Origin of the sequence: Polynucleobacter sp. HIN9, from assembly GCF_030297635.1 — a bacterium.
Taxonomy (GTDB): domain Bacteria; phylum Pseudomonadota; class Gammaproteobacteria; order Burkholderiales; family Burkholderiaceae; genus Polynucleobacter.
Window position 1 is genome coordinate 1321215 of sequence record NZ_AP028140.1, and the last position, 12063, is coordinate 1333277.

Below are 12063 nucleotides of genomic sequence, written 5' to 3' on the forward strand. Positions count from 1 at the left end.
GTAGTGGTGATCGTCGGACTAAAGAACAGTTGGGTTGTGCGTGAGGTGCCCCTTAGATCAATCGCACCGGTGGTAGTGAGACTGCCCCGCAACTGATTAATACCAGTACCCAATAAGGTCAGGCTCTGAAGGCTTGTGCTATTACCTACATTTGCCAAATCAATGATACCTGCCCCATTAGAAATGTTTAAGGTAAAAGCGCCATTGGTATCGCCCAGAGAAATTGTTCCTGCCGAGTTACTCGTTAGCGTTGTAGCAGCTACGAGGGAATTCGTTCGTGAAACTCCCTTGAGATTAATGTCGCTAGTAGCGGTAATTGCGCTTGGTAGGGTATTTGCTCCAGTTCCCTGCAAATCTAGCGAACTGATTGCTACATTGCCGCCAATAACTCCACCAAAACTAATCGCTCCAGAACCCGCATTAATGGTGAGTGCTCTTGCTCCATTGATGGTGGTGGTTGAACCACTAAACGTAATATTAGAATCGCTCGCCGTCAGCGTAATAGCGCCGGTGGATAAAGTGATGGGGCCGGTATAGGTTTGTGTGCCGCCTGATGTGATGTTTTGTGCGATGGTGTATCCAGCGGTACCACTTAAGCTTAAATTACCGGTAGTTGTGATACCAACCGTAGTTACAGAGCCGACGGTATAAGCCGTGTTCTGTGCATAGCTTAGAACACCCGTATCAGCAGCTAAAGTCGTAATCGCATTACCTGTGCGACTTAAGGTAAAGGTACCCGTTCCCAATAAACGTAAACCGCTTGCTGAAATATTTTGACTCTGCGTTACTGTTCCTGTTGTGCTTAATGTCAGATTGCCGCTCGTAGTCAGTCCAGCGGTTCCGACTGTACCAATCGCAAAGTCGCCATTCTCGGTAAATGAAACAGTGCCAGTATTACCGGCTAAAGTAGTAATCGCGTTACCAGTGTTGGTGAGCGTGTAAGTACCGCCGGTGCCGAGAAGTTGCAGGCCGGCAGCAGAGAGATCTGCCCCACTATCTTGGGTTACCGTGCCACGTGTATTTAAGGTCAAGGTATTAGTGGTACCAGAGCTACCAAGAACCGATACCGCACCTGTAAATTGCATCCCACCATTTGAGCTAGCACCGCCATTAATCAGGGTGAGGGAATCATTAAAGGTGTAAGCACCGATCGTGATCTTGCCTGTGCCGCTCGCACTACCAATCGTGATAGATGAGAAACCGTTTTGTAAATAATCAAGCTCGGCACTCGTGAGATTGAGAGAGCCGTCTGCTCCAGCCAAACCAATCGTCGTAGTTGCGGTACGAGGGGCAATGGTTAAGGTGTTTGTTCCTGAGATGTTAGCGCCCAGGCTGATAGCATCAGCGGCGATTGAAAGAGCGCTACCGCCCATATTAATCGTGCCACTTGCCCCAGTGATCACTGAGCCGGCAGTTAGTGCTGTGGTGCTCAAAATATTCATACCTCCAACAGCGCCATTAATGGTAAGGACTCCAGAGCCTACATCTATCGTTAAAGTTCTAGCAGTGCTCGTTGCACTATTGACAGTTGAACTAAAGGTAATGTCGGCATTGCTCGCTGTGAGCATGGTGTTAGTGCCAATGGTCAGGGCACCACTATAGGTTTGTGAACCCGAAGTCGTGATTGCATTGGTGTTAATTGTGGTGGCGCCACTGATGGACAGATTCTTGGCCGTACCCGTGAGTACGACGGTGTCGGAGTCGGCATTACCAAATACAGCGTTACCAGCAATACTGAGTCCATGGGCTCCAGAGACCGTGCCATTAAAGGTTGCAGTACTTGCCGTTAGAGTTGCACTATTTCCGAGGCTGACATTGTTGGCATAAGTTTGTACTCCGCCGGTCGTATCAATTGCCCCACCATTAATTGCGGTGGTACCACTAGTACCATTTTGCACTACCGAGGCTGCCACGACAGTTCCTGAGAACGTGCTTGTTCCGGTGCTTGTCAAGGCGATATTGCCAAGTCCGCGAGAACCCCCCACTGCTCCTGTGAAGGTAATGTTTCCACTACCAGTGCTAATCGTAATATTGCGTGGGGTAGCACCATCACTATTCACAGTACCGCCAAGAACGACTTCGCCAGTAGTTACCGCATAGGAAATCGCTAGAGAAGCTCCCCCTGAATTATGCCCCTGAGTATGGGTTACATTTGTGACGTAACCTGCATTGGTGTAAGAGGATCCACCCCCACCGCCAGATCCATTGCGAGTACCAGAGCCATGATCGTTGCCGCCGGCTCCGCCGCCACCACCAAAATAACCGCCACCGCCACCACCGCCGCCGGGGATATTTGACCACCCACCGTTGATACCTCGAGCACCAGAACCCCCCGCCAATGCTGTACCAGAAGACGCGTTTGTACCAGGCGATGCAATTGTGCCTCCTGCACCACCAGCGCTTTGGGTACCACCGCCGCCACCAGTTGAGCTGAACTGACTATTATTTGAATTTGTTCCAGACGCGCCAGTTAAGCCGCCGCCGGCACCGCCGGACACGCTACCGCTACCATCCCTTCCACCACCTCCGCCCGCAATAACTAAGGCGTTAGCCTGAGCAACAGAATTTAAAAAGAGTCCTGCGTAGTTCCCGCCAGAGTACCCAGCCGGGAAGGATCCGGAACCTGCGCCCCCAGATGCTCCCCCAGCAAAATTAATTAAAAGAGTATCGCCACTGGATACAGCAACCGTAGCCTGCACACGCCCACCTAAACCTCCAGAACCGCCCCCTCTGGCACCCATTGCATCAACTGTTAGCGATGTAACTCCAGTGGGGACTACCCATGTTGTATTGTTGGTATAGGTAGTTGTTGCGGCTGGCGACTCGGCAATACTAAAACTGGTATTTGTTAATAATGTGATTGGAGTGTCAGCATCACCAATCGTAAAGCTCGCAGAAGTTGAAGCAAAACTTCCTGCCAGCTTCACCTCAGAGGGAGCGATAGCTGTCCCGCCTGCTGTAAAGGTGTGACTATCTGTGCTCGATGCACCGAGTTGCAATATTCCAGTGTTATTGAAAGTAGTCGCATTCGAGATAACTTTTGCAGCTCCGGTTAAGAGCAAATCATAGGCGCCTGAATTCACAGTCAAGGTAGAAGCATAAATATTTCCACCTATCGTTACGCCCCCCGTTTGTGCACCAGTGGCGGCAATTATGACGTTACCTAATGCGGTGCCTGAAACGCCTATGGCTCCGGCAACGCTAATTACACCCGAACCCGAAGAGAGCGAGAGATTGATTCCGCTACCTGTGATTGCGCCACCAAGGGTCAAGTTTGCATTTCCACTGGCCGTCGAGATATTGGTATTCGAGCCCAATGCAATACCGGTGCCAGCATCACCAATTTCAACCGTACCTGCAGCATTGAATGTGCCATGTAAGGTAACCACACTTGGCGCCGTTGCAGTGAAACCACCGGTATAAGTTTGAGTTCCTCCACTCACGCCCAGCCTTAAGGTGCCGGTGTTCGCAAAGGTAACTGCATTAGCAATCGTTCCAGAAGCAGCTGGCATCGAAAGATTAAATCCCTGCGCACCAACTGATAAAGTATTTGTTGATAAAGCTCCGCTAAATAAGATGGTTCCAACGGTATTGGTCAGTGCAACCTGGGTACCTGTTGTAACGGCAGCGCTAAAGGTAGCTCCACCAGAGTGAGTGATCGTTAAATTCCGAAGGGTTGTAATACCCCCCACAATTCCAGAAACACCAATTGTTCCTGATGTGCCAGCATTTAAGGTTAGCGATTGAGTGTTGGCAGTTGATCCATTAATCGTACTAGTAAAGGAAATTTGGTTACCTGTCGCTGCGCTAGCTGTGGTTGATAAAACTGCGTCTGCAGTAAGCACTGCTGGTCCCGTAAAGGTTTGGGTGCTGCCATTGGTAATGTTTCCACCAATATTGATTCCACTGGAGCTGGTGAGACTCAGAGTTCTAATCGGCGTAACGGCACCAATCGTCGATCCGAGAGTAATGGCCCCTGACCCACTATTAATGGTCAAGTTTTGTGCGCCATCAATTGTTGATGTTAGGCCATCAAAAGTAATGGCAGCATTCGTAGAAGTCAAACTAATGGCTTGTGAGGCCAGTGTAATTGGGCCAACATAAGTTTGTGTGCCAGCACCAGAGGTGATATTTCCAGCCAAGGTAATTCCATTGGTACCGCTTAAAACCAAATTACCAGTGGTGGTCATGCTCACTGTATTGACAGTGGTAACTGTATAGGCTGAATTTTCAGCAAAAGATACTGTACCCGTGTTACCCGCTAAATTTGTAATAGCATTCGTGCCATCCGTTAGGGTATAGGTAGCGCCAGCACCTAAGAGTTCTAAACCAAACGCCGTGATGCTTGCCCCACTATCTTGGGTTACCGTGCCACGTGTATTTAAGGTCAAGGTATTAGTGGTACCAGAGCTACCAAGAACCGATACCGCACCTGTAAATTGCATCCCACCATTTGAGCTAGCACCGCCATTAATCAGGGTGAGGGAATCATTAAAGGTGTAAGCACCGATCGTGATCTTGCCTGTGCCGCTCGCACTACCAATCGTGATAGATGAGAAACCGTTTTGTAAATAATCAAGCTCGGCACTCGTGAGATTGAGAGAGCCGTCTGCTCCAGCCAAACCAATCGTCGTAGTTGCGGTACGAGGGGCAATGGTTAAGGTGTTTGTTCCTGAGATGTTAGCGCCCAGGCTGATAGCATCAGCGGCGATTGAAAGAGCGCTACCGCCCATATTAATCGTGCCACTTGCCCCAGTGATCACTGAGCCGGCAGTAATGGAGGTAGTGCCGAGAACTTTGACCCCACCTACGGCGCCATTAAAGGTGGTGGTGGCTGAACCTGAATTAACACTTAGGGTTGGAGTTGTGGCACTAGGGTGCGTATTGACGGTTGAGGCAAAAGTAATATTAGCGTTGGTGGTTGATATCGTGGTGTTTTGTTTAATCAGCAATGCATTGTTATAGGTCTGAGAGCCTACAGTGGCCACTACTGGGGTATCAATGACCGTTGTGCCGCCAGCACCAGTATTAATGGATGCCGTATTCACTGGGGCATTAATCGTATATGTACCGGTACCCTCTAAAGTAAATACATCAAGATCAAATGTTGCTCCAATAGCACCATTAAAGGTTACGCTACCAGCTCCAACGTTTAGGACCAGACTTTGGCCATACCGAGTGGTTCCATCCAACGTACTATTAAAGGTAACCGCTTGGTCGGCCGTTTGAACCGTTACAGATGTTGCAGTGATTACGACCTTATCGCTAAATGTAAATGCTGCTGTGCCACTACCGCTGAGATTACCGCCCAGGTACACCGGCGCCGTGCCATTCGTATCAAAAGTCACAGGGCTCGTAAATGCTAGATTCGATGCGGTACTAATTGCACCAGTTGTTGAAGACCCAAAGGTGATGCCAGTAAAGCCTGGCTTGATATAACCAAGCTCAGTAACAGTCAGATCAAGAATTGAATTTGTATTATCGTTAGTCGAGTCCAAATCACCCAAAACCATCGTATTGCCTGATGTTGAAGGCCGAATAGTTAAGGTTGATTGGCCATAGATATCGCCAGTCGGATTAAATTCATTTGAGGTAATGGTGATTGCCCCCAATCCGCCTCCGCTGATTCCAAGGCCTTTGGTTGCGAGCACTCCAGAACCCGTATTGAGAGTTAAAGACTTGCCACTTCCAACTAAGTCGCCATTAAATGTCAAAGCTCGGTTAGTTGTATTGGAACCGCCCGATGTATTAATCGAAACATTCTCAAGCAAAGTGATTCCCGCAGAATTACTTCCAATCGTAGTAGGACCATTCGCCGTAATCGATCCGGCTAGGCTGATACCGCTTTGTGTGATCGCGGTAAAGCCGCCAGTAAACGTTCCTGAATCTGTAGCAGCATCTCCAATTTGCAAGGTACCTAGATTACTAAATGTTGTAGCATTCGTTACCTGAACAGTCGATCCAGTAAATATCAGGTTATAAACTCCGGTACCAGAGCTAAAACTGGTAGACCGATAGGTCCCATTAATAGCAACTGATCCAGTCTGAGCGTTATCAATTGCAAGAGAAGTGAGAGCGGTTGTTGCTCCAATTGGGCGACTTAGTGTGATTTCGCCCGCCTTTGCAGCCAGGCTAAGGCTAAAAGTACCGTCAACTGCCCCAGCGATCGCAAGGTTTGCACCAGCATTCGCATTGGCTGTCGCAGTAGAGATCGATGAGTTTCCAGTGAGCGTAACCGGGGTTGAGGCACCACCGATAGTAGCAGTACCAGAGACAGCAACACTGGCATTCAAACTGATGGCTGATTGAGTTTGAGCAACTAAATTGCCTCCAAACGAAACTGTTCCAGAGGTTTGAATATTAAGCCTTCCAGTATTTTGAATGGTGGCACCGGAACCAATCACAAAACTATTGGTATTGCTACCACCACTGTTCACAGTAAAGGCATATCTGAACCAGACATTATTGTCGGCGTCGTTATCGGATGACCAAATCCATTTGCCAACGGTATTGTCGAGTCTATTTCCCCATGGTCCAGAATTATTGGGCCAAACAGCATTTGCATTTGGCGTGGTCCAGGAAGCATCGTTGTAACCAGACTTATTCCAATTGGCATTGGAAGTTGGGTTTGATGTGGTTAATTTCCAGGTTTCGTCACTACCCAACACAGTCCCGTTGGATAACTTAATCTCAGCCTGCAGTGCAGCGATGCCTCCAGCATCGTATGCGGCAACGGCAAAAATATTGACCCCATTCACTGCGGAACTTGGGTTTGAATATTTCTGCGCAGACCCCCAGTCCGCCCCTGACCCCAAAGTGGTGCCATTTAAATAAGCGGTATAGCCGTTATCAACAGTAATTTGGATGTAATCGATACTCGATGGTGCTTGCCCAATGTAAATATCATAATTTGTAGTGCCAGTAATCAAACCTGCAGCAGTAACGTCATTCAAGACATAAATAGATCCAGTTTGTCCCGTTACCCCAAGGCCCAGATCACCAATATTACTGAACGAAGAATTAATCGTGGTACCAGCGGAGCCGCTATTCAATGTGAAATTAACTGCATTTCCAGTAACGGTATTACTAGAGTTGGTACCAATCGTGACCTCACCGCTCGTTGTCGAGACTGTTCGTGTACCCGTTCCACCTAAAGTAACATTTCCAAGTAAAGATACTAGACCGGAACTAGTCGTGATGTCGCCACCGTTCCAAAGAAGTGGCCCATTGATCGTAAATGCTGCATTAGTGGAGGCGGCAGCGGCAAGGTTATGACTTAAAGTGAACGTTCCTGAAGAGGTGAAGGTTACAGGGTCCTTAAAGCTTACGGCGGCCTGTGAGCTGTAATTACCCGTGTAGCTTCCACCACCAAGCGTAATCGCTGAGAAGCCATCCGCAAGATAGCCCAACTCTGTTGTGGTGAGATTTAGGACAGTCGTATCAGAATTATCAGAAGCGCCTAAAGAGATATTGCGTGATAGGGTGGCAGGCACAATCGTGAGTGTTCCTGAGCCTGCAAAGCTACCCGACAGATCAATTTCGTTTGCAATTAATGATGTATTCCCTAAACCCGAAGCAGTGCTGCCAAAAGTGATTGTGGCAGTACCAGCATTGAGAGTGAGTGTATAGCCGGCCCCAGTCACAGCACCACCTAAAGTTAAATTGGCATTAGCTGCCGCAGTGGTAATTGACGTGTTCGCCGCTAAAGAAACTCCTGTATTACTATCGCCAACACTCCAGGTATTTCCGCTGGTAAAGGTTCCAGCTAAGGTCATGCTACTTGGGGCTATCGCAGTGATGCCGCCACTAAAAGTAAAGCTATCGGTTGCCGAATCGCCCAAGACCAAGGTTCCGGTATTGGCGAAGGTGACCCCATTGGTAACTAAATTCGTTGAGCCAATTAAACGAACGTTATAAGTGTTTGCGGTACCCGTGACTGTCAAAGCTGCAGTTGTGAGGTTGCCATTAAAGCTAATAAGGGTTGATGAGGAAGAATTGGTAATAACAATACCAGTTCCGGTTGTAACGGCATTACTAAAAGTAGCTCCTCCTGAGTTCGTAATTGTTAGAGTCATGAGGGAGGCACCCGTTCCAACCGCACCCGATACCGCAATCGTTCCAGATGAACCGCTATTCAAAGATAAGGACTGACTATTCGCACCAGCCCCATTAATCGTGCTCGTAAAGGAGATGTTGTTGCCAGCCGATGATGCACCTGTGGAAGCGGCAGTAATCGAAGCGCCTAAGGTCACAGCACCAGTGTAGGTTTGGGTGCCGCTAGTGGTGATATCACCATTGAGGGTAATGCCTGTTCCTGTCACTGCTAAGGTACCGGAAGTAATCGCTGCTAAGCTTACCGCTCCACCACTGGTGATCGTTAGATTATTGGTACCGGTGTTCAATGCACTAGTTGCAGTAATCGTGCCGGAGCTGCTACGGATGGTCAGCGGATCGTTGAAGGTGTAATTGGTAGAAGTGGTATAGGCAATGGCTCCCGTACCAGCAGTACTGCCGATCGTGATACCAGTAAAGCCGTTTTGTAAATATGCCAACTCTGCATCATCAAGGGTTAAGGTACACACTGCCCCACCACATGAGGTGGCGGTAATACCACTACCCAGACCAATCGTCGTGCTATTTGTCTTCGGTTGAATGACCAAAGCACCCGCACCGCTCAGATTACCGCCCAGGCTGATCGCATCGGTGGTGAGTGTGAGTGCAAAGGTGCTAGCAGCAAACGTGGAGCCCGTGGTGATGCTAGAAGCCGAGAGGATCGCCGCGGCGGTAAGTGTGGCAGCATCGTTATAGGTTTGTGCGCCAGTGGTGGTGATGTTGTTACCAAAGGAGACCGTACCACCAGCGTCGGTGGTGATCGAGGTTAAGTTGGTGGTACCGCCCACGATACCGCTAAAGACGGTAGCACCTGAGGTGTTTACCGTTAAGTCCTTGGCGCCATTGACGGTCGAGGAGAAGGTAATGTTGCCAGAGGCAGAACTCTCTAAGGTGGTGTCAGCCCCTAGGGTTACTGCGTTACCGTAGGTTTGTGCGCCAGTGGTGGTGATCGAACCACCATTGATTGCGGTAGTACCGGTGGTGGAGTTTTGCACTACGCTGCTAGCGGCTACGGTGGAGCTAAAGGTGGTGGTGCCAGTGCTGGTTAAGGAGATGTTCCCCAAGCCTTGGGCGCCACCGACGGCACCGGTAAAGGTAATGTTGCTAGAGCCTACATTGGCCGTGAGATTACGTGGTGTACTGCTATCGCTATTTACCGTACTACTAAAGGCAATCGCATTATTGGTGGTTGCTAAGGCTGCATTGGCACCTAAGGTCACCGCTCCGGTATAGGTTTGGGTACCGGTGGTGGTGATGTTGGCGTTAATCGAGGTTGTGCCTGAGATACCAAGATTGGTAATTGCTGAAATTGCACCACCAAAGACTGCGTTACCCGTAATCGTGAGTGCGTTAGCACCACCCGCAATGGTGGAGCTTGCAGTAACCGTGGTGCCCTGCAAAGTTCTGGTTGCGCCGGTACCAGATAGTGTGACGGCTCCGGTATAGGTTTGCGTACCAGTGGTGGTGATGTTGCCACTAATGGTTGTACCAGAGGTATGGGTTGAGGTGGTAGCTAAGCTAGTTAAAGCAGTAGTATTACCAACTGTACTTCCAAAACTAATCGCTCCAGTACCTGCATTAATAGTGAGTGCTCTTGCCCCATTAATCGTGCTCGTAAAGGAGATGTTGTTGCCAGCCGATGATGCACCTGTGGAAGCGGCAGTAATCGAAGCGCCTAAGGTCACAGCACCAGTGTAGGTTTGGGTGCCGCTAGTGGTGATATCACCATTGAGGGTAATGCCTGTTCCTGTCACTGCTAAGGTACCGGAAGTAATCGCTGCTAAGCTTACCGCTCCACCACTGGTGATCGTTAGATTATTGGTACCGGTGTTCAATGCACTAGTTGCAGTAATCGTGCCGGAGCTGCTACGGATGGTCAGCGGATCGTTGAAGGTGTAATTGGTAGAAGTGGTATAGGCAATGGCTCCCGTACCAGCAGTACTGCCGATCGTGATACCAGTAAAGCCGTTTTGTAAATATGCCAACTCTGCATCATCAAGGGTTAAGGTACACACTGCCCCACCACATGAGGTGGCGGTAATACCACTACCCAGACCAATCGTCGTGCTATTTGTCTTCGGTTGAATGACCAAAGCACCCGCACCGCTCAGATTACCGCCCAGGCTGATCGCATCGGTGGTGAGTGTGAGTGCAAAGGTGCTAGCAGCAAACGTGGAGCCCGTGGTGATGCTAGAAGCCGAGAGGATCGCCGCGGCGGTAAGTGTGGCAGCATCGTTATAGGTTTGTGCGCCAGTGGTGGTGATGTTGTTACCAAAGGAGACCGTACCACCAGCGTCGGTGGTGATCGAGGTTAAGTTGGTGGTACCGCCCACGATACCGCTAAAGACGGTAGCACCTGAGGTGTTTACCGTTAAGTCCTTGGCGCCATTGACGGTCGAGGAGAAGGTAATGTTGCCAGAGGCAGAACTCTCTAAGGTGGTGTCAGCCCCTAGGGTTACTGCGTTACCGTAGGTTTGTGCGCCAGTGGTGGTGATCGAACCACCATTGATTGCGGTAGTACCGGTGGTGGAGTTTTGCACTACGCTGCTAGCGGCTACGGTGGAGCTAAAGGTGGTGGTGCCAGTGCTGGTTAAGGAGATGTTCCCCAAGCCTTGGGCGCCACCGACGGCACCGGTAAAGGTAATGTTGCTAGAGCCTACATTGGCCGTGAGATTACGTGGTGTACTGCTATCGCTATTTACCGTACTACTAAAGGCAATCGCATTATTGGTGGTTGCTAAGGCCGCATTGGCACCTAAGGTCACCGCTCCGGTATAGGTTTGGGTACCGGTGGTGGTGATGTTGCCATTTAGGACAATTTCTGTACTACTGGTTAAAGATAAGCTTGCAATTGCATTGGATTCACCAACATTACCACCGATGGTAATGACGCCACTGCCGGTGTTAATGGTCAATCCAGTACCGGTTGAACTTGCATTAACAATCACGATTCCAGAGGCCCCATTGGAAGGTGTAGCACCAGCGCTTACATTTCCACCACCGGCGCCACCGCCGCCAGTATTGCTGACTGGATTTGTTGCCGCGGCTGTATTTCCTCCTCCGGTACCCGCATTGGTTCCACCAGATGCCCCTGCAACTGCGTGCGAACCGCCGCCACCACCACTTCCGTATACAACAGTTTGCCCACTGATATCGCTTGAATAACCAGCGCCACCAGCTCCAGGGCCGGAACTAGTTGCGTTTACACCAGCTGAGCTTGCACCACCACCGCCGCCACCAGAGGGTCCATAAGAAGCACCTCCAGAATTTCCAAAGGTAGTGCTATTTCCATCGGTTGCATAGCTACCAGAACCGCCCTGCTGAAGCGACGTGGTGGAATTGTTGTGACCGCCTCCGCCACCAGAGGCGCCATTAGCTCCATTTGCCTGCTTAGAACCACCACCGCCACCGCCTAAGGAAGTTAAATTCGCAAATGTTGACTGACCCCCGTTACTAGCTTGTCCACCAACAGTTGACGAACGCGTACCCCCAGAGCCAACAGTGACTGAAATAACACTACCAGAGACAACGCTATAGGTTGTATAAATAACTCCGCCACCTCCGCCACCACCGGCACCATCAAAACCACCGCCACCACCACCGCCCACCACCAATACATTAGCAGTGGTTGAAGCAGACGGTGTCCAACTATAAGCACCGGATGAGAATGAGACTGTGATTCCAGCGGGTTGGCTACCGCTACCAGCCGTATAGGTCGTGCCATTGTGTTTATATTGGCCGCTACCTAAGAACTCCAAAATAAGAGTTGATGACGAAGAACCGCCAATCACATTACCAGTAATTGTTACTGGACTATTAGTTGTACTGAGTTCATTATTCGCAGCACTCAAGGTCACATTCGACGTGTAAGTTTGCGTACCAGTGGTGGTGATGTTGCCACTAATGGTTGTACCAGAGGTATGGGTTGAGGTGGTAGCTAAGCTAGTTAAA

Annotated in this window: 1 protein-coding gene (cut by both window edges); it reads right to left on the reverse strand. The window is 49.7% G+C overall.

All 12063 nt of this window come from inside a single coding sequence — locus QUE62_RS06770, autotransporter-associated beta strand repeat-containing protein, on the reverse strand. Of the gene's 44595 coding nucleotides, 14975 precede the window and 17557 follow it; the stretch shown corresponds to coding positions 14976-27038 — codons 4992 (partial) to 9013 (partial); reading right to left, the first codon wholly in view occupies positions 12060 to 12062. Both codon boundaries (start and stop) fall beyond the window edges.